Origin of the sequence: Pseudomonas sp. NPDC087029, assembly GCF_044745345.1 — a bacterium.
Classification (GTDB): Bacteria; Pseudomonadota; Gammaproteobacteria; order Pseudomonadales; family Pseudomonadaceae; genus Aquipseudomonas; species Aquipseudomonas faucium.
Genome location: NZ_JBIVAB010000001.1, coordinates 197,071 through 220,377 on the forward strand (window position 1 = coordinate 197,071; position 23,307 = coordinate 220,377).

The 23,307-nt window shown below is 65.0% G+C and carries 21 protein-coding genes, 1 tRNA gene and 1 pseudogene; 13 read left to right on the top strand and 10 right to left on the bottom strand.

All coding sequences use genetic code 11. The features are described 5' to 3' along the window. Positions 1-14 precede the first annotated feature (14 nt). The 3 genes from rlmM to pdxB all read left to right on the top strand — a co-directional run bounded on the left by rlmM (position 15) and on the right by pdxB (position 2,625). Entirely contained in the window at positions 15-1,082 is a 1,068-nt protein-coding gene (rlmM, locus tag ACIPG5_RS00900) for a 23S rRNA (cytidine(2498)-2'-O)-methyltransferase RlmM (RefSeq protein ID WP_314618298.1), read from the top strand. A 97-nt stretch (positions 1,083-1,179) separates the two neighbouring features. Then, positions 1,180-1,422: a sulfurtransferase TusA gene (gene tusA, locus ACIPG5_RS00905; RefSeq protein ID WP_176511658.1), complete on the top strand. Its 243-nt coding sequence runs from the start codon at positions 1,180-1,182 to the stop codon at positions 1,420-1,422. A 60-nt stretch (positions 1,423-1,482) separates the two neighbouring features. Further along, positions 1,483-2,625 carry a 4-phosphoerythronate dehydrogenase PdxB gene (gene pdxB, locus ACIPG5_RS00910; protein WP_401372868.1) on the top strand — a complete coding sequence of 381 codons (1,143 nt, stop codon included), beginning with the start codon at positions 1,483-1,485 and terminating at the stop codon, positions 2,623-2,625. A gap of 158 nt (positions 2,626-2,783) precedes the next feature. Here pdxB and ACIPG5_RS00915 read toward each other — a convergent pair whose 3' ends face one another. Next, positions 2,784-2,957, bottom strand: a complete 174-nt coding sequence (locus tag ACIPG5_RS00915; protein ID WP_176511660.1) for a PA1571 family protein — start codon at positions 2,955-2,957, stop codon at positions 2,784-2,786. Between the two features lie 203 nt (positions 2,958-3,160). Here ACIPG5_RS00915 and ACIPG5_RS00920 point away from each other — a divergent pair, with 203 nt between their 5' ends. From ACIPG5_RS00920 to ACIPG5_RS00930, 3 genes and pseudogenes are all read left to right on the top strand, one after another. Continuing rightward, on the top strand, positions 3,161-4,921 hold the full coding sequence (locus ACIPG5_RS00920; RefSeq protein ID WP_401372870.1) for an ABC transporter transmembrane domain-containing protein: 1,761 nt from the start codon (positions 3,161-3,163) through the stop codon (positions 4,919-4,921). A gap of 762 nt (positions 4,922-5,683) precedes the next feature. After that, a pseudogene (locus ACIPG5_RS00925) lies at positions 5,684-5,842 on the top strand (HAMP domain-containing protein); the annotation flags it as partial. A gap of 171 nt (positions 5,843-6,013) precedes the next feature. After that, entirely contained in the window at positions 6,014-6,727 is a 714-nt protein-coding gene (locus ACIPG5_RS00930; protein WP_371871923.1) for a methyl-accepting chemotaxis protein, read from the top strand. Positions 6,728-6,813: 86 nt separating this feature from the next. Here the strand turns inward: ACIPG5_RS00930 and ACIPG5_RS00935 are convergent. Both ACIPG5_RS00935 and ACIPG5_RS00940 read right to left on the bottom strand, forming a co-directional pair. Beyond that, positions 6,814-6,890 (bottom strand) — tRNA-Pro (locus ACIPG5_RS00935). An 81-nt stretch (positions 6,891-6,971) separates the two neighbouring features. After that, complete coding sequence (locus tag ACIPG5_RS00940) at positions 6,972-7,193, bottom strand: YgdI/YgdR family lipoprotein (protein WP_176511663.1); 222 nt, start codon at positions 7,191-7,193, stop codon at positions 6,972-6,974. A gap of 175 nt (positions 7,194-7,368) precedes the next feature. On the opposite strand from ACIPG5_RS00940, the gene moaB reads away from it, so the two are divergent. Both moaB and glp read left to right on the top strand, forming a co-directional pair. After that, the gene (gene moaB / locus ACIPG5_RS00945; protein WP_176511664.1) at positions 7,369-7,908 is read left to right on the top strand and encodes a molybdenum cofactor biosynthesis protein B; all 540 of its coding nucleotides are present in this window, start codon (positions 7,369-7,371) and stop codon (positions 7,906-7,908) included. After that, on the top strand, positions 7,892-9,118 hold the full coding sequence (gene glp / locus ACIPG5_RS00950) for a gephyrin-like molybdotransferase Glp (RefSeq protein WP_401372873.1): 1,227 nt from the start codon (positions 7,892-7,894) through the stop codon (positions 9,116-9,118). The genes moaB and glp overlap by 17 nt, the downstream gene beginning before the upstream one ends. On the opposite strand, the gene ACIPG5_RS00955 is transcribed toward glp, so the two are convergent. Beyond that, entirely contained in the window at positions 9,107-10,354 is a 1,248-nt protein-coding gene (locus ACIPG5_RS00955; protein ID WP_401372875.1) for a glycosyltransferase family 4 protein, read from the bottom strand. The genes glp and ACIPG5_RS00955 overlap by 12 nt on opposite strands. Positions 10,355-10,408: 54 nt before the next feature. Next, positions 10,409-11,863 carry a mannose-1-phosphate guanylyltransferase/mannose-6-phosphate isomerase gene (locus ACIPG5_RS00960; protein ID WP_176511667.1) on the bottom strand — a complete coding sequence of 485 codons (1,455 nt, stop codon included), beginning with the start codon at positions 11,861-11,863 and terminating at the stop codon, positions 10,409-10,411. A gap of 307 nt (positions 11,864-12,170) precedes the next feature. Between ACIPG5_RS00960 and yegS the strand changes: the two genes are divergently transcribed. Then, a complete protein-coding gene (yegS, locus tag ACIPG5_RS00965; RefSeq protein ID WP_401372877.1) occupies positions 12,171-13,058 on the top strand; it encodes a lipid kinase YegS in 888 nt (295 codons plus the stop codon). Here yegS and ACIPG5_RS00970 read toward each other — a convergent pair. The 3 genes from ACIPG5_RS00970 to ACIPG5_RS00980 form a co-directional block, all read right to left on the bottom strand. Beyond that, positions 13,042-13,701, bottom strand: a complete 660-nt coding sequence (locus tag ACIPG5_RS00970) for a response regulator transcription factor (protein ID WP_176511669.1) — start codon at positions 13,699-13,701, stop codon at positions 13,042-13,044. The genes yegS and ACIPG5_RS00970 overlap by 17 nt on opposite strands. Continuing rightward, positions 13,698-14,585, bottom strand: a complete 888-nt coding sequence (locus ACIPG5_RS00975; protein WP_176511670.1) for a sensor histidine kinase — start codon at positions 14,583-14,585, stop codon at positions 13,698-13,700. Before ACIPG5_RS00975 ends, ACIPG5_RS00970 begins: the two co-directional genes overlap by 4 nt. 321 nt (positions 14,586-14,906) lie before the next feature. After that, positions 14,907-15,419, bottom strand: a complete 513-nt coding sequence (locus ACIPG5_RS00980; RefSeq protein ID WP_401372880.1) for a histidine kinase — start codon at positions 15,417-15,419, stop codon at positions 14,907-14,909. Positions 15,420-15,772: 353 nt separating this feature from the next. Between ACIPG5_RS00980 and ACIPG5_RS00985 the strand changes: the two genes are divergently transcribed. Both ACIPG5_RS00985 and ACIPG5_RS00990 read left to right on the top strand, forming a co-directional pair. Next, positions 15,773-16,708 (top strand): chemotaxis protein CheV, encoded by a 936-nt coding sequence (locus tag ACIPG5_RS00985; RefSeq protein ID WP_236235583.1) that lies wholly within the window; start codon positions 15,773-15,775, stop codon positions 16,706-16,708. Positions 16,709-16,765: 57 nt separating this feature from the next. After that, positions 16,766-17,569: an MOSC domain-containing protein gene (locus ACIPG5_RS00990; RefSeq protein ID WP_401372882.1), complete on the top strand. Its 804-nt coding sequence runs from the start codon at positions 16,766-16,768 to the stop codon at positions 17,567-17,569. A gap of 67 nt (positions 17,570-17,636) precedes the next feature. On the opposite strand, the gene ACIPG5_RS00995 is transcribed toward ACIPG5_RS00990, so the two are convergent. After that, complete coding sequence (locus ACIPG5_RS00995) at positions 17,637-19,565, bottom strand: transglycosylase SLT domain-containing protein (RefSeq protein ID WP_176511674.1); 1,929 nt, start codon at positions 19,563-19,565, stop codon at positions 17,637-17,639. Between the two features lie 221 nt (positions 19,566-19,786). On the opposite strand from ACIPG5_RS00995, the gene ACIPG5_RS01000 reads away from it, so the two are divergent. Continuing rightward, positions 19,787-21,715, top strand: a complete 1,929-nt coding sequence (locus ACIPG5_RS01000; RefSeq protein WP_176511675.1) for an ATP-binding cassette domain-containing protein — start codon at positions 19,787-19,789, stop codon at positions 21,713-21,715. 110 nt (positions 21,716-21,825) lie between these two features. On the opposite strand, the gene ACIPG5_RS01005 is transcribed toward ACIPG5_RS01000, so the two are convergent. Further along, the gene (locus tag ACIPG5_RS01005; RefSeq protein ID WP_176511676.1) at positions 21,826-22,266 is read right to left on the bottom strand and encodes a universal stress protein; all 441 of its coding nucleotides are present in this window, start codon (positions 22,264-22,266) and stop codon (positions 21,826-21,828) included. 109 nt (positions 22,267-22,375) lie between these two features. On the opposite strand from ACIPG5_RS01005, the gene ACIPG5_RS01010 reads away from it, so the two are divergent. After that, complete coding sequence (locus ACIPG5_RS01010) at positions 22,376-22,813, top strand: hypothetical protein (RefSeq protein ID WP_176511677.1); 438 nt, start codon at positions 22,376-22,378, stop codon at positions 22,811-22,813. The last annotated feature ends 494 nt before the right edge of the window (positions 22,814-23,307 follow it).

Consider the following 23,307-nt stretch of genomic DNA (forward strand, 5'->3'; position numbering starts at 1 on the left):
TAGTGGAGTGAGAGATGAATACCCTGTTCATGCATTGCCGGCCCGGTTTCGAGGGCGAGGTCTGCGCCGAGATCAGCGAACAGGCCGCGCGCCTGGAGGTTGCCGGCTATGCCAAAGGCAAGCCGCAGAGCGCCTGTGCCGAGTTCGTGTGCGCCGAGGCCGACGGTGCCGAACGGCTGATGGCGCAGTTGCGCTTCGCCCAGCTGATCTTCCCGCGCCAGTGGGCCCGTGGCAGCTACATCGAACTGCCGGAGAGCGATCGCATCAGCGTGCTGCTCGAGCACCTGGCCGGCTTGCCGGTGTTCGGCAGCCTGTGGCTGGAAGTGCTGGACAGCAACGATGGCAAGGAGCTGTCGACGTTCTGCCGCAAGTTCGAGGTGCCGCTGCGCAAGGCGCTGGAGAAGGCCGGGCGCCTGGTCGATGACGCCAGCCGGCCGCGCTTGCTGCTGACCTTCATCAGTGGCCGGCGGGTGTTCGTGGGCGTGGCCGAGGCGAACAACAGCGCGCTGTGGCCGATGGGCATCCCGCGCTTGAAGTTCCCGCGCGAGGCGCCCAGCCGCTCGACCCTGAAGCTCGAAGAAGCCTGGCACCAGTTCATCCCGCGGGAGCACTGGGACCTGCGCCTGGGCGACGACATGACCGGTGTCGACCTGGGCGCGTCGCCGGGCGGCTGGACGTACCAGCTGGTGCGCCGTGGCATGCTGGTCACCGCCATCGACAACGGCCCGATGGCCGAAAGCCTGATGGACACCGGGCTGGTCCAGCACCTGATGGCCGATGGTTTTACCTGGCAGCCGAAGCAGCCGGTGGACTGGATGGTCTGCGACATCGTCGAGAAGCCGGCGCGTACCACCGCGCTGATCGAGACCTGGCTGGGCGAGGGGCTGTGCCGGGAAGCGGTGGTCAACCTGAAGTTGCCGATGAAGCAGCGTTATGCCGAAGTGCGGCGCTTGCTCGATCGCATGGAGGCGACGTTCAAGGCGCGCAAGGTGAAGGTGTCGATTGCCTGCAAGCAGCTGTATCACGACCGTGAGGAAGTGACCTGTCATCTGCGCAGGCTCGACCTACAGGGTCGCCGCTGAACCTGTGGGAGCCGGCTTGCCGGCGATTGGGGCCCATGGCCCCCCTTGGTCCACACGCCACTATGCGCCACAATAGCGATCATTTGCGGAGCCCTCCATGACTGACTTCACCCCAGACGCGATCCTCGACGCCACCGGCCTGAACTGCCCGGAGCCGGTCATGATGCTGCACCAGCACGTGCGCAAGCTGGCCGCCGGCGGCCTGCTCAAGGTCATCGCCACCGACCCCTCGACCCGTCGCGACATCCCCAAGTTCTGCAACTTCCTCGGCCACGAGCTGCTGCAGCAACAGGAAGAGGCGGGCACCTTCCTCTACTGGATCCGCAAGAAGGCCGACTGAGCCGCGCTGGAACCCGCCCGCCGTAGCGCCTACACTGCGTTCCCCTGACAGGAGAGCGCCATGCTGATAGTTGCCGACGAGAATATCCCGCTGCTCGATGCCTTCTTCGAAGGCTTCGGCGAGATCCGACGTTACCCCGGCAGGAGCCTCGACGCGGCCAGCGTCAAAGACGCCGATGTGCTGCTGGTGCGCTCGGTGACCAAGGTCGACCGGCAACTGCTCGAAGGCAGCAACGTGCGCTTCGTCGGCACCTGCACCATCGGTACCGACCACCTCGACCTTGGCTACTTCGCCGAGGCCGGCATCCACTGGAGCAGCGCCCCGGGCTGCAACGCCCGCGGCGTGGTCGACTACGTGCTGGGCAGCTTGCTGACCCTGGCCGAGCTCGACGGCGTTGGGTTGGCGCAGCGCGTGTATGGCGTGGTCGGTGCCGGTGAAGTGGGCGGCCGCTTGGTCCGCGTGCTGCGCGGCCTGGGCTGGAAGGTGCTGGTCTGCGACCCGCTGCGCCAGGCGCGCGAGGGCGGCGACTTCGTCAGCCTGCAGGCCATCCTCGACCAATGCGACGTGATCAGCCTGCACACGCCGCTGCAGCGCGACGGCGAATACCCCACCTGGCACCTGCTGGCGGGCGAGCAACTGGCGCGCCTGCGCCCCGGCGCCTGGCTGATCAACGCCAGCCGTGGGCCGGTGGTCGACAACGCGGCCCTGCGCGAGCTGCTGCTGGACCGCGAAGATGTGCACGCGGTGCTGGATGTATGGGAAGGCGAGCCACAGGTCGACCTGCAACTGGCCGACCTGTGCACCCTGGCCACGCCGCACATCGCCGGCTACAGCCTGGACGGCCGCCAGCGCGGCACGGCGCAGATCTACCAGGCCCTGTGCCGGTTCCTGGGCCAGGCCGAGCAGGTGCAACTGGCCGACTTGCTGCCGCGCCCGCCCTTGGCCCAGGTCGAGCTGGATGGCGAGGCAGACCTTGAGTGGGCGCTGGCGACCTTGTGCCGGGCGGTGTATGACCCGCGCCGTGACGATGCCGATTTCCGCCGCAGCTTAAGTGACGAGGTGGGCGAGCAGCGCGCCGCGTTCGATCAGCTGCGCAAGCATTACCCGCCACGGCGCGAGATCGAAGGGCTGGCAGTGCGGGTGCGGGGCGAGGCGCCGCAGCTGGTGCAGATGGTCAGTGCGTTGGGTGGGGTGGTGGTCTGACGGTGTTGTGATGCTGCTCCGGCCTCATCGCCGGCAAGCCGGCTCCCACAGGTTCGACGCTGGTTCTGTGGGAGCCGGCTTGCCGGCGATGAGGCCCAAGCACCTTTCCCAGGCAATAAAAACCCGGCGCAAGCGCCGGGCCGCAAGGCATTCGCGGTTCAACCCTTTCGCACTTTTTCGACCCGGCTTTCCTCAAGCTTCTTGCAAGCCTGCTGAATCATCTGCTCGGTAATCGGAACCTCATGGCCGTCGGCGTCGATGATCGAGCCACAGGCCTTGGGTTGCGGGGCGCTCTGGGTTTTCGGGGAGTCGCTGCCATGCTGCAAGCTCATTCACTGTCTCCTCATCAGGTCCAATATCAAGGTAAACCTGTGCCGTGACCGGCCTGTGACAAGAAATTACAGGTGCCACGGACTTCCACAGTCCAACAGAAAGCGGCAAAAACCTCCAGAGGCCCCTTAGAACGTTGGGCTATAGCCACTCGAGCGGCGCGGGGGTGGTAGTCTGCGTTTTTTCCGCTGCCCTGGTCTGCGTCATGCCCGAACCGGTTTCCACTCGCCAACGCCGCGCCTTGCGCCTCGGCTGGCAATTCATTCGCCCTTACCGCCGTCAGGCCCTGCTGGCATTGCTGGCGCTGATCGTGACCGCAGGCATCACCCTGTCCATGGGCCAGGGCATCCGCCTGCTGGTCGACCAGGGTTTCATGACCCGCTCGGCGCACCAGCTCAACCAGACCATCGGCCTGTTTCTGCTGCTGGTGCTGGCGCTGGCGATCGGCACCTTCAGCCGCTTCTACCTGGTTTCCTGGATCGGCGAGCGCTGCGTGGCCGACATCCGCCGGGCCGTGTTCGATCACCTGGTCGGGCTGCACCCGGGCTTCTTCGAAGACAACCGCAGTTCGGAAATCCAGTCGCGGCTGACCACCGACACCACCCTGCTGCAGTCGGTGATCGGCTCGTCGCTGTCGATGTTCCTGCGCAATGTGCTGATGGTGATCGGCGGCGTGGTGCTGTTGTTCATCACCAACGTCAAGCTCACCAGCATCGTGGTGCTGGCCCTGCCGCTGGTGCTGGCGCCGATCCTGCTGTTCGGCCGCAGCGTGCGCAGGCTGTCGCGGCAAAGCCAGGACCGGGTAGCGGACGTGGGCAGCTACGTGGCCGAAACCCTGGGTCAGATCAAGACCGTGCAGGCCTACAACCACCAGGCACGGGACCAGGCGCTGTTCGCCGACACGGTCGAGGCGGCCTTTGCCGTGGCCCGCCGGCGCATCGCCCAGCGTGCCTGGCTGATCACCCTGGTGATCGTGCTGGTGCTGGGCGCGGTGGGGGTGATGTTGTGGGTCGGCGGCATGGATGTGATCGCCGGGCGCATCTCGGCGGGCGACCTGGCGGCGTTCGTGTTCTACAGCCTGATCGTCGGCAGTGCCTGCGGCACCCTCAGCGAAGTGATCGGCGAACTGCAGCGCGCCGCCGGTGCGGCCGAGCGCATCGCCGAATTGCTGGCGGCGCGCAGCGCAATCTTGCCACCCGAGGCGCCGGTGGCGCTGCCGCAGCCTGGCGGCGGGCGCATCGAGTTGCAGCAGGTGGTGTTTGCCTACCCTTCGCGGCCCACGGTGGCGGCCATCGACCACCTCAGCCTGGCCATCGAGCCCGGCCAGACGCTGGCGCTGGTGGGGCCTTCGGGGGCAGGCAAGTCGACCTTGTTCGACTTGCTGCTGCGCTTTTACGACCCGCAGCAAGGGCGCATTGTGCTCGATGGCGTGCCGATCACCGCGCTTGAGCCCAGCGACCTGCGCCGCCAGTTCGCCTTGGTGGCACAGAACCCGGCGCTGTTTCGTGGCACCGTCGAAGCCAACATTCGCTATGGCCGGCCCGAGGCGAGCCTGGCCGAAGTGCAGGCGGCCGCACGCGGCGCCCATGCCGACGAATTCATCCGCCAGTTGCCCCAGGGTTACCAGACCCTGCTCGGCGAGGGCGGCATCGGCCTGTCGGGTGGCCAGCGCCAGCGCTTGGCGATTGCCCGCGCGTTGCTGGTGGATGCCCCGATCCTGCTGCTCGATGAAGCCACCAGCGCCCTCGATGCGCAGAGCGAGTACCTGATCCAGCAAGCCCTGCCCAGCCTGATGGCGGGCCGCACCACGCTGGTCATCGCCCACCGCCTGGCCACGGTGCAGCATGCCGACCGTATCGCCGTCATCGACAAGGGGCAGGTGGTGGCAGTGGGCAGCCATCGGCAATTGATCGAAGAAAACGCGTTGTATGCGCGCCTGGCCGCACTGCAGTTCAGCAACGGCTAAGCCATCGTCAATTTGTAACATTTCTGTAGCAATTGCCTGAGAGTATGAGCTTCAACTGTTGCGTAAGTGCTCGACCTGGCTGCTATCGACCGATGGCAGCTTTTTTTTGGCCTGCGAACGAGGACATGGATGTCTGTCGCGGCGCTGCCAATGGCGCCGTTTCCTACTTTCTTGTTCCCGAGATCCGCGATGTTGCGTAAATCCCTCAGAGTGCAAATTCTCACCTTGCTCGGCGCCAGCCTGGCGGCGATCCTGCTGATCGCCCTGGTGTGTTTCCAGTTCCTGTCCTCCAGCGTGCGGGGCTATGCCGAACTGGTCGATGGGCCGCTGCGGGCTTCGCAAACCATCGATGAAGCCAACCTGCAGTTCAAGATCCAGGTGCAGGAATGGAAGAACGTGCTGCTGCGCGGGCGTCAGCCGGCCGAGCTGGACAAATACTGGCAGCAGTTCCAGGCGCGCGAGCAGCAGGTTCAGCAATTGCTCGGGCAACTGATCGACAGCAGCGATGGGGCATTGAAGGCGCCCTTGCAGCAGCTGCGTGACACCCACCGCCAATTGGGCCTGGCCTATGCGCAGGGGCGCCAGGCGTTTCTGGCTGCCGGTGGCGACCCGGTGGCGGGTGACCAGGCTGTCAAAGGCGTCGACCGTGCGGCCAGCGAGCAGATGAGCGCGCTGGTCGAGCAGTTGCGCGCCGAGGCCCGCACCCGCGCCACCAGCATCAATGCCAGCGCCGAACGCACGGTATGGGTGGGCGTGCTGGTGATGCTCGGTTCGGCCTTGCTGGTGGGCCTGCTCAGCTTGTGGCGCGTCAACCGCAGCCTGATCGAGCCGATTCGGCAACTGATCGAGTACGTTGCGCAATTGAGCCAGGGCCGCTTTGCCGAGCGCGTCGACAGCCGCCGCGAGGACGAGCTGGGCCGCCTGGCGCGGGCAGCCAATACCCTGCGCGATTTTCTCGCCGACACCGTGGGCCGCCTCAAGGACAACGCCCAGGAGCTCGAAGGCGCCAGTGGCCAGTTGCGCAACATCGCCGGCGACATGGCCCGCGGCACCCATGACCAGTTCCAGCGCACCGACCAGGTGGCCACGGCGATGCACGAGATGTCCGCCACCGCCCAGGAAGTGGCGCGCCACGCGGCTGAAGCGGCACGGGCTGCCGATGACGCCGACCACAGTGCCCAGGCCGGCGAACAGGTCATGCAGCAGACCATCGATATCATCGGCGTGGTCAACCGTGAAATCGCCGGCACCGCGGCGGTGATCCGCGACCTGGAAAACGACAGCTCGCGCATCGGCAAGGTGCTGGAAGTGATCCGCGGCATTGCCGAGCAGACCAACCTGCTGGCGCTCAACGCGGCGATCGAGGCTGCCCGTGCCGGCGAGGCCGGGCGTGGTTTTGCCGTGGTCGCCGACGAGGTGCGCAGCCTGGCCCAGCGCACCGCAGCCTCGATTGCCGAAATTCACCAGATCATCGAGGCGGTGCAGTCGGGCGCGCTGGAAGCGGTCAAGGCCATCGAGAGCGGGCAGCAGCGCAGCGAGGAGGGCGCCGAGCAGGTGCAGCAGGCCGGGCAGATGCTGCAGCGCATCACCACTGCGGTGGAGGCGATCCGCGACATGAACCGGCAGATCGCCACGGCGGCCGAGGAGCAGACCAGCGTTGCCGAAGACATCTCGCGCAACCTGATCGAAATCACCCGTATCGCCACGGCCAACCAGGAGGCCGTGCAGCACACCGAGCAGGCCGGGCAGCGTCTGCATGGGCTGTCGGGGCAGCTGGGCGAAGTGACCTCGCGGCTTACCGCCTGAGAGGGCGCCGGGCGCTCGTAAAAGCGCCCGGCGGATTCTTCGAGGCAACAAAAAGCCCGCGCAAGGCGGGCTTTTTGAACAGGATTTGGTCGGAGAGACAGGATTCGAACCTGCGGCCTTCTCGTCCCGAACGAGACGCGCTACCTGGCTGCGCTACACTCCGATGAACGAAATCCTACTGCATCGCATTTTTGAGCGCAAGCCCTTGTTGTTAAAAGGGCTTATGCCCAAAACAGGGGGCGAATCAGAGCTCTTTGACGGTGCGGATCTGGTCCTTGTTCAGGCGCATGACCTTGCCGTCGAGCTGCTTGAATTCGTAGAACCCGGAGTCCTCGTCGAAGGACGGGGTATCCACCGCCTGGATTTCGCGGCCATCGTTCAGGGTGATCACGCTCGGCGAAGCGCAGCCGGCGAGGGCGCCAAGGCCGAGGGCGAGGAAGAAGGCGGGAAGAGTCCGTTGAATCATCGTGTTTCTCCAGTGCAATGGTGCTAGATGACGTTTATGACGCGGTGCGTCTGCGCAAGTTCCTTTGCATTTTCAGCATAGCCTTGATGACGAGGTGTTGACCTGGATCTGCAAAGGTTGGCGTGGGGCCTGCTGTGATATAAATGCGCGATTCCCTCTCCTGCGACGGACACTCATGAAAGCCAAGGCAGATACCCCCTTCGTGGCGCTGAACATCGCCGTGCTGACGGTCAGCGACACCCGTACCTTCGAAACCGACACCTCCGGCCAGATGTTCGTCGACCGCCTGACCGGCGCGGGCCATCAGCTGGCCGCCCGCGTGCTGCTCAAGGACGACCTGTACAAGATCCGCGCCCAGGTCGCCACCTGGATTGCCGACGACAGCGTGCAAGTGGTGCTGATCACCGGCGGCACCGGCTTCACCGGCCGCGACAGCACCCCGGAAGCCGTGGCCTGCCTGCTGGACAAGCAGGTGGACGGTTTCGGTGAGCTGTTCCGGCAGATTTCCGTACCTGACATCGGCACCTCCACCGTGCAATCGCGGGCCTTGGCCGGCCTGGCCAACGGCACCCTGGTGTGCTGCCTGCCAGGCTCGACCAATGCCGTGCGCACCGGCTGGGACGGCATCCTCGCCGAACAGCTCGACGCCCGTCATCGCCCCTGCAACTTCGTGCCCCACCTGAAGCAGGTAGCGGCCTGTGACAGCCGTGGCTGAGGCAACCCAAGCCCGGCCGCTGATGCCGGTGGAAGAAGCCCTCGAACGCCTGCTGGCACTGGCCGAGGCAGCGCCGATCAAAGAGCTCGAAGAGGTTTCCCTGGCTGAAGCCGAGGGCCGCGTGCTGGCAGCCGACCTGGTGGCCTCGCTCGATCTACCGCCGTGGCCGAACAGCGCCATGGACGGCTATGCCCTGCGCCTGGCCGACAACGTGGGCGAGCCGTTGCCGGTGAGCCAGCGGATTTTCGCCGGCCACGCTCCCGAGCCGCTGCAGCCTGGCACCTGCGCGCGCATCTTCACCGGCGCGCCATTGCCCGCCGGTGCCGATTGCGTCGAGATGCAGGAAAACACCCAGGTGCTCGAAGACGGCCGGGTGCGCTTCCTCGAGCCTTTGCAGCTCGACCAGAACGTTCGCCCGCAAGGCCAGGAAACCCGCAAGGGCGAGCAGGTGATGGTGGCCGGCACGCGCCTGGGGCCGATCGAGCTGGGCCTGGCGGCGACCCTGGGGCATGCCCACCTGCAGGTGGTGCGCCGGGTGCGCGTGGCGGTGCTGTCTACCGGTGACGAACTGGTCGAGCCAGGCTTGCCGCTGGGCCCGGGGCAGATCTACAACAGCAACCGGCGCCTGCTGGTGAGCTGGTTGCAGCGCCTGGGCTGCGAGGTGCGCGACATGGGTATCCTGCCCGATGACCTGGCGCGCACCCGTGAGTGCCTGGCCAGCCTGGGCGATGTCGACCTGATCCTGTCCACCGGCGGCGTTTCCGTCGGCGAGGCCGACTACCTGGGCGCGGCGCTGCGCGAAGCGGGTGAACTGGCGCTGTGGAAGCTGGCGATCAAACCGGGCAAGCCGTTGACCTTCGGCCACTACCAGGGCGTGCCGGTGATTGGCCTGCCCGGCAACCCGGCCTCGACGCTGGTCACCTTTGGCCTGCTCACCCGGCCTTACCTGCTGCGGCGCCAGGGGGTAAGCGCCGTCACGCCGCTGCAGTTCGAGGTACCCGCAGGTTTCGATTGGCCCAAGGCCGGTACCCGGCGCGAGTACTTGCGCGCCCGCATCGACAATGGCCAGGTGCGTATCTACAAGAACCAGAGCTCCGGCGTGCTGCGCAGCGCCGCCTGGGCCGAAGGCCTGGTCGAGGTGCGTGAAGGCAGCACGCCGAAGGTGGGCGATAGCGTGCCGTTCATTCCGTTGAGCGAACTACTCGGTTGAGCGGCCGACCCAGCTCGCGCCGCGTTGGGTGAGATCGGCCGGCGCCGACTGGGTCAGGCGCATGTGCACGTTTTCCAGTTGCTGCGCGGCAACGCTCCAGTCGTGGCGTTGCCGGGCAAACTGGCGGCCGGCCTCGCTCATCTGGCACATGCGCCAGGGCTGGTTGAGTAGCTGGGTGATCGACAGCGCCAGCTGGTCACCGTCATCGCTGCCCAGGTAGTGCTCGCCGTTGTTCGCCGCAAGCCCTGATACCCCCTTGCGAGTGGTGATCACCGGTAGCCCGGCGGCCATGGCTTCGAGGATCTTCACCTTGGAGCCCCCGGCGTAGCGCAGCGGCGCGAAGAACAGCGCCGAGCGCCGTTGCAGCTCGCGCAGGTCGGGGCGATAGCCGATCCATTCGATACGCGGGTCATTCCAGTGCAGTTTCCAGCTGGCCGGCAGGGCATGCCCGGCAATCGCCAGGCGCACCGCCGGATTGCTCATCCACACCTGCGGGAGAATTTCCTCCAGCGCCCATTCGACCGCTTCCTGGTTGGCGCCGTACTCGAAGTTGCCGACGAACAGCAGGCGCTGGCTGTGCAGGGCCGGGCGCACGTCCTGGTAGTAGTCGCAGTCGACGCCGTTGACCACCACGTTCACCGTCCGCCCGCTGATCTGCCCGATCAGCTCGGCGTCGTGCGCGCTCACCGCCACCACCTCGCTGGGCTGGCGCAGCACGCGCTGTTCCCAGCGCCGATAGCGCCAGCGGTCGAAGGCATTGAGTGGGCGCAGCCACAAGGGAAGGCGATCGTGGCAGGCGGCGCCCATCACCGATTCCAGCGTGTGCTCGGTGAGCATGTAGGGCAGGCCGCGGGCCTGCAGGGCTTTTTCGAACGGTTGGAAGCTGTAGCTGTGCTCGATCTGGATCACGTCCCAGGGCTCGTCCAGCAACTGCTCGAAGCGATGCCGCAGGCACGGCGCCAGGCCGTTGATGATCGCCCGCATGGGGTAGTCGATGATCGGCGAGGCCAAGAGGTTGAGCGGGCTGTGCACGGCGCGCCTGGGGATCACGATCAGGCGCTCGAGCAGCGGTTCCAGGGCTTCGCGGGTGGCATCGCTGAGGGGCACTTTGGACTGCACCAGCAAGGTGATCCGATGGCCATGCTGCGCGAGGGCGCGCAGCAGGTGGTATTGCCGGGTCTTGCAGCCGCTGGTGGTGGGCCAGGGCAGGTAGGGCAGCGTCCAGAGTATGCGCATGAACCGGAATCCTCGTGAAAGGCCGCGGACAAAAAACGCGCCCCCTGAGTGCACTCAGCCAATCGCTGCTGCCGGGACGCGTCCGTAGATATCAGTAAAGCGCACGATGTCGTCTTCGCCCAGGTACTCGCCGCTTTGCACCTCGATCATCACCAGGTCGATGACGCCGGGGTTGGTCAGGCGGTGGGTACGGCCAGGCTTGATGAAGGTCGACTCGTTGGTGTCGAGCAGGAACTCTTCTTCACCGTTGGTCACGCAGGCCATGCCGCTGACGATGATCCAGTGTTCGCTGCGGTGATGGTGCATCTGCAGCGACAGCGATTCGCCAGGGCGCACCATGATGCGCTTGATCTTGAAGCGCGGGCCTTCCTCGAGCACGGTGTACATGCCCCACGGGCGCGTGACCGTGCGGTGCAGGCGGTAGGCGTCGTGGCCCTGGTGCTTGAGCTGCTGGGCAATGACCTTGACTTCCTGGCTGCGCGCGGCATCGGCGATCAGCAGGGCGTCGGGCGTATCGATGACGATCAGGTTGTCCAGCCCCACCGCGCCGACCAGCCGCTTGGGCGAATCGATGTAGCAGTTGTGCACGTCGTGCAGCACGGTTTCGCCGTTGCAGTGGTTGCCGTCGTCGTCGCTGTGGCGCAGACCGCGCACCGCCTCCCAGCTGCCGATATCGTTCCAGCCCAGTTCGCAGGGGACCACGGCCACCCGGTCGGAACGCTCCATCAGCGCGTAGTCGATGGAGATGTCCTCGGCTTGGGCGAAGCTTTCGGGGTCTAGCTCCACCTGCAGGGTGCCATCGCCCTGCTTGATCGCGCTGCGTTCGAGGCATTCGCTGACGCTGGCCAGCACTTGCGGGGCGTGCTTGTGCAGCTCGGCCAGCAGGGTGCCCACGTGCAGGCAGAACATGCCGGCATTCCACAGGTGACGACCGCCTTCGAGGTACTCGCGGGCGGTAAGGGCGTCGGGTTTTTCCACGAAGGCGGCAACCTGATGGGCGTGTTCGCCCAGCGCCGGGCCTTGTTCTATGTAGCCGAAGCCGGTTTCTGCGCGGTCGGGCAGCAGGCCGAAGGTGCTCAACCAGCCTTCGCTCGCCAGTGCCTGGGCCTGGCCCACCGCTACGGCAAACGCCTCGAAGTCCTCGATCACATGGTCGGCGGGCATCACCAGCAGCACGCTGTCTTCACCGTAGTGCCGCGCGCAGTGCAGCGCGGCTGCGGCAATGGCGGGGGCGGTGTTGCGCCCGTTGGTTTCGAGCAGGTAATCCAGCGGCAGGTTGCCGGGGTTGACCTGGCGGTACTCGTCCTGGGTGCGGAAGAACACCTCGCGGTTGGTGACCGTCAGCACGCGGCCCACGCCCGGTAGCGCACTGGCGCGGGCAAAGGTCTTTTGCAGCAGGCTTTGGCCATCGGGCAAGCGCATGAAGGGTTTGGGCATGGCCTCGCGGGATACCGGCCACAGGCGAGTGCCAGCACCGCCAGCGATGATGCAGGGGATCAGAACGCTCATTTCACAGCCTCGACTCAGGGCGCCGGGTGGCGGCGCGATGAAGGGGAACTTGCGACCTGTCAGGGTTCTGGCGGGCAAAGTCAAAAAACCGACTTTTCACAACGGCATCATCCATGAAGGCCAAAATTTTGTCGATCATGCGCCCAATGCGAAAAGCTTTCAATGATATTTGTGTGAATCTGGCTATTTTTTGTACGTTTCTGGGTAAATAACCCTTCGAGCCGTAATGAATTTGCCGCAGGCATGCAGCATTCTGCCTGCGCCTGTGGTCGAGATCTGGACTGACAAGCCCCCATGGAGAGGCGCTATGCAAACGCGCAAGGCGATGTTGATCCTGCATGGCAAGCAGGCGATGAACGAAGAGGTGCGCCAGGCCGTGTCGGCCATGCGCGAGCGGGGCTGGAAACTGGATGTGCGGGTGACCTGGGAAGCGGGTGATGCCCAGCGCCTGGTCGGCGAAGCGCTGGCGGCAGGCTACACCCATGTGGTCGCCGGCGGCGGTGATGGCACCCTGCGCGATGTGGCCGAGGCCATGGGCCAGGCGGCCACCGATGCCAGCCTGGCGCTGCTGCCGTTGGGCACCGCCAACGACTTTGCCAAGGCCGCCGGTGTTTCACTGCAGCCTGGCGAAGCCCTGGCCTTGCTCGACCAGCCGGCGCGGCTGATCGACCTGGGGCGTGTGGGCGATCAATGGTTCCTGAACATGGCCACGGGCGGCTTTGGCAGCCAGGTCACCGCCAGCACGTCCGAGGATTTGAAGAAGGTGCTGGGCGCGGCCGCCTACCTGTTCACCGGGCTGTCCCGTTTCAGCGAGCTGCAGGCTGCGACGGTGGAGCTGACCGGGCCGGGCTTCCAGTGGCAGGGCGAGCTGCTGGCGCTGGGCATCGGCAATGGCCGTCAGGCCGGCGGCGGGCAGGTGTTGTGCCCGCAGGCGTGGGTGGACGACGGTTTGCTCGACGTGGCCATTCTGCCGGCGCCGCAGGAAGTGGTCGGCGCGTTGCGCGAGTTGCTGGCAGGGCAGGGGCTGTTCGTGCGGGCTCGCTTGCCCTGGGTTGAGATCAAGTGCTCCAAAGGCCTGGACATCAACCTCGATGGCGAACCGCTGCAGGCCAACAGCCTGCGCTTCGAGGCCTGCCCCGCGGCCTTGCGCCTGCACTTGCCGGCGAACTCGCCGCTGCTCAGTCGTCCAGGCTGATGATCTTCTCGCGCACGGCAAACAGCACCAGGCCGGCAACGTCGTAGATCTGCAGGCGCTTCATGATTTGCGAGCGGTGGGTTTCCACGGTCTTGATCGACAGGCCAAGGCCGCTGGCGATTTCCCGGGTGGATTTGCCGCGCACGATCAGGCGCAGGATTTCCAGTTGCCGCGCGGTCAGGTTGTGGCGGTCGGCGGGTGCCTGCTTGCCGCGTTGGGCACGCATCAGCGCCTGGTTGATCACGGTGTGGGCGATGGCCGGGCTCAAGTAGCGCTCGCCACTGCGCAACGCGGTCAGCGCCTGCTCGAGCTCGGTGGCGGTGGCATCCTTGAGCAGGTAGCCGTGGGCGCCGCTTTCCAGCGCGCGCATGATCAGGTCCGGGTCGGTGTGCATGGACAGGATCAGCACCTTGCAGGTGTTGCCGGTGGCGCGCAGGGAAGTGAGGGCATCCAGGCCGCTGGTCGAGCGCATGGAAATGTCCAGCAGGACGATATCGGGCGCCAGCTGCAGGGCCTGTTCGAGCAACTGGTCGCCATCGTCGGCTTCGCCAACCACGGTGTAGCCGGGGATATCGGACACCAGGGCACGCACCCCGGCGCGGATCAGCGAGTGGTCATCCACCAGCAGCAATCTACAGGTCATGGCGAGTGCGGAGTCCTGGCACGTTCATGGGTGCGCGGTGGCCACGGGAACAAGGCTTCGATGCGCGTGCCCAGGCCCAGCTGGCTGGTGATTTGCAAGCTGCCCTTGAGTGCGGTGGCGCGCTCCTGCATGCCGGCCATGCCACGCTGGCCCGCCTCGGCCGGGTTGCTGGCGGGGATGAAGCCCAGGCCATCGTCCTGGATCATCAAGGCCAAGCCGCTGGGGCTGCGCTGCAGGCGGATGGTCAGGTTGCTTGCCTGGGCATGGCGCAACATGTTGGTCACCGCTTCCTGGGTAATGCGAAAGGCTGCCATGGCCACTTCCTCCGACACGCCGCCCAGCCGCTGCTGGCACTCCAGGCTCCAGTGCACGTCGCTGTTTGCCAGGGTGCGCACCAGGTGCGCGCGCAGGCTGGCCTCGAGGCCAAGGCTGGCCAGTTGCCGCGGGTTGAGGATGGCAGAGACGTCGCGCACCTTGCTCAGGGAGTCTTCCAGGGTACTGCGCAACGCGCCGCAGTGCGCTTGCAGCTCGCCAGGCACGCGCCGCTGCAGCCAGTCGAGCTGCAGTTTGGCGGCCGTCAGCAGCTGGCCGATGTCGTCATGCAGTTCGCGGCTCAGATGCTGGCGCTCGCTTTCCTGCACCTTGAGCATGCGGTCGGCCAGTTCCGCCGGGCGCATGCTGATCGACCGTGCGCCGTGGCTCAGGTGCCAGCAGACGCCAAGGGTGGCGATGAGCTGCAACAGCAGCAGGCCAGCGGGCAGGGCTTGCAGGGCCACCAGCGACAGGTTGGCGATCAGCGACACCACGCACAGCATCGCCGTCGCCCAGCGCAGCAAGGTGGCGCGAGAACAGCGACGCAGAGGGATCTTCAAGCGTGGGGACATAGATAGGGAAGCCACTGAAGTCTTGCTGATGGAGGCCTTGCACATGTTTTACCAGAGGCGTTGGCGTCGAGCTTTCAACACTGGGCAAGTGCGCGTGGAAAGCGATTCATATACGGGTGGCCGGGTTTTGTTAGTGCGCATGGTATCACTTCGAACTGCTTTGGTCGCGACTGGGTAATGCTTTGAAAGCTCAGGAATTACGGGGGGAACACGGGGGCTCGACGGTGCCGATAAGTGGCGATGTGCCACTGTTGGCGTATGGCTCGAAATGGCTGCTTATCACCTGACAAGTTTGCGTTGAAATAACCGCGTACAGTGCCTTTAGTTGCGCCTGGATGCACTTGTTAGTGCATGCGAGTGTTTAGCCACAGGTGCATGGGGGTGGAGGCAGCTACTGCCAGTTTCATGGCAAGGGGCACACATTTGCGGCACGGGTTGGCCGAGCGCGTTGGCCAGGTCGTGCAGCAGCGCCGCTTGCTCGCTGGTATCGAGGGCAAGGCGGCCGGTGCGCAGGTCCACCAGTTCCAGCTGCCAGGCCAGCAGGGTCAGGCAGGCATCCAGCGCAGGCAGCACCTCGCTGTGCACGTGCAGCTGCTGGCAGGCCGGCGCGAGCAGCGCCTGCAGGGCTGCGGCGTAATGGGCGACTTCGTGCAGGTTCAGGCCACTGGCGCGGCGGGCCAGGGTGTCGAGGGCGTTGTTCAGGCAGTGACAGGCGTCCGGGTCATTGGCGATCAGCTCCAGGTGCTGCAGGCATTCCTGGGTCTGGGTCAGCAAGACCTGCGCATCGAGCAGGAACTCCTGCAAGGCGCTGTTGGGGAAGACGATGTTGTCCATCATGACACTCCGGCGCGTAGGGCAGGAGCAAGGGATGGCCACGCCATGTCGATCGCTAGCAAGAGCCTGACTCCATTCATGCAGTGAGAATGGCGTCACATTAATGGCTAAAGGATATCGCGAACATCAGGTTGCACCCGATTGCCACTAGGGGTTTCCCTGATGGTTGCCTAGGGTGCGACGCTTGAGCGCGTGAATGGATCCAAGGTGGCGATGCCCGCAGTAAAGCATGATGGTAATGTGATATCAATTGCCTGTGCGGCATTTTCTCGCGGGGGTCAAGCTGCGTCCCAAGCGGCCGATACAGGGTGAATGAATTCACCTTTTTCCCACTCAAGCCCGGGGGTTTTCCAATGGCTGGCATTCTCGACACGGTAGACCAACGCACGCAACTGGTGGGTGAGAACCGACTGGAAATTCTGATGTTTCGCCTGGCCGGTCGCCAGCTGTTCGCGATCAACGTGTTCAAGGTGCAGGAGGTGCTGCAACTGCCGAAGCTGACCTTGATGCCCCAGCGCCATGCGTTCGTCTGCGGCGTGGTCAACCTGCGCGGGCAGACCCTGCCGGTGATCGACCTGTCCCAGGCGATCGGCATGCGCCCGCTGCAGCCGGGGCCGGACAGCACCATCATCGTCACCGAGTACAACCGCTCGGTGCAGGCGTTTCTGGTGGGTGGGGTGGACCGCATCGTCAACATGAACTGGGAAGCCATCATGCCGCCGCCCACCAGCGCCGGACGCCAACACTACCTGACGGCCATCACCAAGGTGGACGAGCAGCTGGTGGAGGTGATCGACGTGGAGAAGGTGCTGGCCGAAATCGTGCCCTACAACGCCAGGGTGTCTGGCGACAAGCTCGCCGACCCGGTGCTGGCGCGTGCACGTGGCCGTGAAGTGCTACTGGTGGATGACTCCAGCGTGGCGCTGGCGCAACTGCGTGACACCCTCTCGCAACTGGGGGTGAAACTGCATGTGGCCAGCGATGGCCTGAAGGCCCTGCGCATGCTCAAGGGCTGGGCCGACGCCGGTGAGGATGTGTGCGAAAAACTGCTGATGGTGTTCACCGACGCCGAGATGCCGGAGATGGACGGCTACCGCCTCACTACCGAGATTCGCAGCGATGCGCGCCTGCGCCAGTTGTACGTGGTGCTGCATACCTCGCTGTCGGGCAGCTTCAACGAGTCGATGGTGAAAAAGGTGGGTTGCGACAACTTCCTTTCCAAGTTCCAGCCCGACCGCCTGGTCGATGTGGTCAAGCAACGCCTGCTGCTGGATGCTGCCACTGCGTGATCCCTGGGCCTGCCAGGTATAAGCTTGGCGTTTTGGCATGGCACGAGGCAGGCAGGGATGTTTCTGAGTGAGTTGTATCGATACCCGGTGAAGTCGGGGCAGGCGCAACGCTTGCAGGGCTCGCCGGTGGGCCTGCTGGGGTTGCAGGGGGACCGCCGCTGGATGGTGGTCGAGGAAGAGAACGGACGCTTCCTTACCCAGCGTGCATGGCCCCAGCTAGGGCTGCTCAAGGCAAGCGAAGGCGAAGCCGGCGAGCTGCTGCTTCAGGCGCCGGGGTTGGCAGCGCTGCGGGTGGCGGTGCCGGCTGGCGACGACAGCCTGCGTGGGGTGACCATCTGGCGTGACACCTTGCGCGTACCCGACGCGGGCGATGAGGCGGCGGCCTGGTTGTCGCAGCTGCTGGGCAAGCCGGTGCGCCTGGTCCATTGCCCCGAGCAGCGGGCGCGCTACCTGCCCAGCGGCTACGGCCTGAACAGTGACCGCGCGGCGTTTCCCGATGGTTTCCCATTGCTGCTGATAGGCCAGGGCTCGCTGGATGAGTTGAGCCGGCGGGTAGGGCGGCCGATGGAGATGTTGCGTTTTCGGCCCAACCTGGTGGTGCAGGGTACTGAGCCCTTCGCCGAGGACGGCTGGAAACGGATTCGCATCGGCGCGCTGGAGTTTCGGGTGCTCAAGCCCAGCGTGCGGTGCATCTTTACCACGCTCGATCCGGCGACCGGGGAGCGCAGCCCAGACCGTGAACCGCTGACCACCTTGAAGACCTTCCGGGAGAAGGAGGGGGATATCCTGTTCGGGCAGAACCTGGCCGTGGATGGCAGTGGTTGGCTGGAAGTGGGGATGGAAGTGGAAATCCTGGAGTGACAATCAAGGCTGTGCCGGCCCTGTCGCAGATGAATCCGCGACAGGGCCGGCACAGGCCCACGATCACTTACATGTCATCGAAATACCGCTCATGCCAGTCCACCAGCGGTTGTGGCGCATTGAGCTTCTGCCCGTAGATCACCGAATACGACAGCACGTTCTGCACGTACTGGCGCGTCTCGTCGAACGGGATCGACTCCACCCACACGTCGAAGCTCAGGTGCTTGGCGCCCTTGAGCCACTGGCGTACCCGCCCTGGGCCCGCGTTGTAGGCCGCCGAGGCCAGCACCCGGTTGCCATTGAACTGGCTGTGCACCTGGCTCAGGTAAGCGGCGCCCAGCTGAATGTTCTTGTCCGGGTTGAACACCTGCTGTGGCGATGCCAGCGGAATGCTGAACTTGCGCGCGGTTTCCTTGGCCGTGGCCGGCATCAGCTGCATCAGGCCGCTGGCGCCGACGCTGGAGCGTGCATCTTCCATGAAGGCGCTTTCCTGGCGCGTGATGGCGAACACCCAGCTCGAATGCAGGCCGCGCACCTTGGCTTCGCGTACCAGGGTATCGCGGTGGGCCATCGGGAAGCGGATGTCCAGGTCGTCCCAGTACTGCGCCTGGCTGATGGTGCGAATGGCCGGGAAGTACCAGCGCAGGTCGTAGGCCAGGCGAGCCTGGGCGACCATTTCGTCACGGGTGAAGTGGCGGCTGACGTGGTACCACTCGCGGCGGCCTTCGACGATCTGCCCGCGAGCATGGAACTCCAGCGCGCGCTGCACGCCCGGGGTGTTGCGCACCTTGCTGACCAGGGCAGGGCTCAGCACCAGCGGCTTGTTGTTCAACTGGTACGGCGTCTGCGCCCGGTCGGCGGCGAGGAAACCATAGAAGTCACGCTCGCGCGCCACGTTTCTGTACAGCTGTGGAACCTGCGGGTTGTTCGGCTGGGCCAGCTCCAGGCTGCGCGCTTGCCAGTACTTCCAGCGGTTGCTGGTGGCCAGGTCCTGCGGCAGGCGTTTGGTCAGCTCGTAGGCATCTTCCCAGCGGCCCAGGCGCAGCAGCAGGCGCAGGCGCCATTCGCTGACGGTGTTGTCGCGCAGTTCCGGGTCGTAGCGCGTCATCAGGTCCAGGGCGCGCGGGTCGTAGCGGCGCGCCAGGGTCAGGCCGATCTCGCGGGCGATGGCGACCTTCTCGTCGCGGGAGAAGTGCATGCGCTGGGCATAGTCGTCGAGCAACGCCATGGCCCGGTCAGGGTCCTGGCGGGCCAGGCGGCGCAGGCCGAGGCTGACCACGTCGGACATCGCTTCGTTGGCCGGCATGAAGCGCGAAGGCTGGTTGAGCAGCTCGGGCTTCTGCGCCACATCGATCAGCAGGCGGCCTTGCGGGCCGAGGGTGGTGAGCCCCTGGACCAGGCTGCTGGCCAGGCTGTAGTTGCGCGCCTGGGCCGCCAGCTTGGCGCGGTTCCAGCGCTTGGCCTCGGTGAGCTGGCCTTCGGCAGCCCACATGCCGAACAGGGTGTCGCAGGCGGCCGGTTGCGACTTGCCCACGTTCCACAGCTTGTCGGCGTTGGCATAGCCTTCGGCGCGCTTGCCGTGGCTCAGTTCGTACTGGCCATTGAGGCAGTCCAGCTCGGTGAAGTTGAGCTTGGGGTCGTAGTACTTGACGAAGGTGTCCCACTCGCCGCGTTCGGCCAGCCAGCGCAACCAGCGCAGCTTCATCCAGTTGGCCTGGGGCAGGTCGCCATGCTTGGCGAGGAACCCTTCGATTTCCTCGTTGCTGGCGCTTTTCAGGCGTGCGGTGAGTTCGTCGTAGGCCAGGTAGGGCGTCAGCGGGTAATCGCGCAGGGCCTGGGCATAGCGCAGGTAAGGGCCCTTGTCGCCCTTGGCCAGCGCACGCTTGGCCTCATCGTAGTACTGGCGCTGCAGGGTAAGGTCGGCGGCCTGCGCCACATGGGCGGTAGCGGCGGTGAGCAGCAGGCAGGAAGCAATCTGTAACAGGCGGCTGCGCATGATACGTCCGGGCAGTTGAACCATGGGAAAGTGACGGCGTAGCCAGCACGGTTGGAAGCATTGCCCTTAGCTTAGCCGTTTGCCGGCAGCGGGTGAAAGCACTGTGCTTGTATCAATGCGTTAACGTCGACCGGATGTCGCAATGCCCTGGCGGCGCAGTCAACTTAATGCCGGAATGGGCCAACTCAGGTAGAATGCGCGCCCGCTTTCTGGAGACGAACATGACCCTGCTCAAATTCAGCGATGTGTCCCTCGCATTCGGCGCGATGCCGCTGCTGGACAAAGTGTCCTGGCAGATCGCCCGTGGCGAGCGGGTGTGCATCATCGGCCGCAACGGTACCGGCAAATCCAGCATGCTGCGCCTGGTAAAGGGCGAGCAGAAGGGCGATGACGGCGAGATCTGGCGCGCCCCTGGGCTGAAGATCGGCGAACTGCCGCAAGAGCTGCCGGTGGCCGATGAGCGCAGCGTGTTCGACGTGGTTGCCGCCGGCCTGGACGGCGTGGGCGAGCTGCTGGCCGAATACCATCACCTGAGCCAGAACATCCACGGCGACGAAGACCTGGAAAAGCTCATGCACGTGCAGCACGAGCTCGAGGCCCGTGACGGCTGGCGCCTGCAGCAGGTGGTGGACAGCACCCTGAGCCGCCTGCAGCTGCCTGCCGAGAAGACCCTGGCCGAGCTCTCCGGTGGCTGGCGCCGCCGCGTGCTGCTGGCCCAGGCACTGGTGTCCGAGCCCGACCTGCTGCTGCTCGACGAGCCGACCAACCACCTGGACATCGGCGCCATCGCCTGGCTGGAAGAAGCCCTGAGCGGCTTCAACGGCGCGGTGCTGTTCATCACCCACGACCGTTCCTTCCTGCAGAACCTGGCCACGCGCATCCTCGAACTGGACCGCGGCGGGCTGATCGACTGGAACGGCGACTATGCCAGCTTCCTGGTGCACAAGGAGGCCGCCCTGGCCGCCGAGGAAACCGCCAACGCGCTGTTCGACAAGCGCCTGGCCCAGGAAGAGGTGTGGATCCGCCAGGGCATCAAGGCCCGTCGTACCCGTAACGAAGGCCGGGTGCGCGCGCTCAAGGCGCTGCGCGTCGAGCGCAGCGAGCGGCGCGACCGCCAGGGCAAGGCCAACATCCAGATCGAAGCGGCGGAAAAGTCCGGCAAGCAGGTGATGGTGCTGGAGAACGTCAGCTTCTCGCACCCGGGCGGCCCGATGCTGGTCAAGGACTTCTCCATGGTCCTGCAGCGTGAAGACCGCATTGGCCTGCTGGGCGCCAACGGCACCGGCAAGACCACCCTGCTCAAGCTGATGCTCGGCGACCTGGAGCCTACCTCGGGCAAGGTCGAGCGCGGCACCAAGCTGGAAGTCGCCTATTTCGACCAGATGCGCCACCAGCTCGAGCTGGAAAAGACTGTGATCGACAACCTGGCCGAGGGCCGCGACTTCATCGACATCGATGGCCAGAGCCGCCATGTGCTGAGCTACCTGGGCGATTTCCTGTTCAGCCCGCAACGTGCCCGCACGCCGGTCAAGGCGTTGTCTGGTGGTGAGCGTGCGCGCTTGCTGCTGGCCAAGCTGTTCAGCAAGCCGGCCAACCTGCTGGTGCTCGACGAACCGACCAACGACCTCGACGTGGAAACCCTCGAGCTGCTCGAAGAAGTGCTGTGCAACTACAAGGGCACGGTACTGATGGTCAGCCACGACCGGGCATTCCTCGACAACGTGGTCACCAGCACCCTGGTATTCGAAGGCCAGGGCAAGGTGCGCGAGTATGTTGGCGGCTACGAAGACTGGATCCGCCAGGGTGGTTCGCCGAAGCTGCTGGGCGTCACCGAGAGCAAGGGCGGCAAGTCCGAGCTCAACAGTGCGGTGGTCGAGAAGGTGGCTGAGGAAGCAGCGCCTGCGCCGGTAGCACCTGCGGCCGATGCGGCGAAGAAGAAGCTCAGCTACAAGCTGCAGCGCGAGCTGGAGATGTTGCCAGGGCAGATCGATGCGCTGGAGCAGCGCATGGCGGTGGCACAGGAAGAGGTCAATGCTGCGGGCTTCTATCAGCGCCCGATCGCCGAGACTACGGCGGTGCTGGCGCAGATCGAGAAACTGCAGGGCGAGCTGGATGTACTGGTAGAGCGTTGGGCTGAGCTGGAAGGCTGAGTTCGGCCTTCGGGCCTCATCGCCGGCAAGCCGGCTCCCACACGGTTCTCAATATCTGAGCTAACCCTGTGGGAGCCGGCTTGCCGGCGATGAGGCCGGTACCGGCTACATCATTCCTTCTTCTGCAACCGCACCGCCAGCACATCGCACGGCGCACCATGCAGCACGTCATTGGCAGTGGACCCGAGCAGTAACGCCAGGCCATGCCGGCCATGGCTGCCCACCACGATCAGGTCGCACTGCTGGTCCTTGGCCAGCTGGTGGATTTCCTGGCGCGGCTGGCCGTAGGTGAGGTGCGAATCACCGCGGTTGATGTCCGGGTACTTGTTGAACAGCCGGTCCATGCGCTCCTTGGCCTGGTCGAACTGCTGCTGTTGCAGTTGCGACAGGTCCATCGGCACATCACCACCAAAGGCCATGGCCATGGGTTCGACGATATGCACCAGCGAAACCTTGGCTCCGGTAGGTTCGGCGAGCTTCATGGCACGTTTGATCACCGGGTCGCACTCTTCGGTGAGGTCGACGGCGACCAGAAGATGTTCGTAGGACATGAGCTGTACTCCTGACAATCGCGATAGTAGAAGTATGGTCGCTTTCGGGCAGGTCATCCGTGAAACCGAGTAACCCGCTCATTTGCAACGCTTTATGGAATCTACAGATATGACGGTATGGCTGGTGGTGTCAATCCTTGCGCTGATTCTCAGCCCGCTTTCGTGGCTGCGCCTGTCGCGCAAGCAGGGCGAGCAGATGACCCTGCGCCTGGAGGCGCGGCGCATGGGCCTGGCCATGCAGCTGGCGCCGCAGAAGTGGCCGCACTGGCTGGAAAACGAGCCACCGAGCCCATGCCCGCAATACCACCGGGCGCGGCGCCGAGGCCATGAGGACAGCTGGTGTTACTGGCAGGTCAGCCCTGGCGTGTGGTGGAACCAGTGGCGTGAAGTGTGCGAGGAGCCGCGCCTGAGCGAGGTGTTCGCGCGCTTGCCGGCAACCGTCTACAAGGTCGAGGCCGACAAGCGCATGCTCGCCCTGTACTGGAGCGAGCGCGGTGATAAATCTGTATTGCAGGATATTGCCCACGCGTTCGAAACCCTCGCCTGATGGCGTCTTAACGCTCGCGCTGCAACGACAAAGCGGCAACCTGGCAGCACCCTTGGAGGTGCTGCCAGGTTGCCGCTTTGTCGTTTCTGCAGTGCAGAAAAGGCCAGGCAGGCCGGGAATTTCATGGAGCGAGTAGCAGTGTAGCCAGCTTTGAACCTGCGCATGAGAAAAATGCAGCATTGTGCGTGGTTTGTGGTCGATTGCTGACATGAATGATCTGCGATCACTGTCATCACGTTTTGCACACGGACTATGGAAAATGACCGCAAAGTCGCGTTTTCACCCTGCTTGCGAGCATTTGACAACGCGGATCTTTTCGGAGAATGTGTGCATACCCAAATCAAACGGGCGTATGAATTGAGCGTTTGTATGTCACACCGCTCGTACAGAATCCCGACTAGCGCGCTGACGGGTGTGCCTGGGGCGAGGGCAGCGATAGGCTGCTTTCCCACCAGCGATCGGCGTGTACAGTTCAGCTTCCATATCGTGGAGAT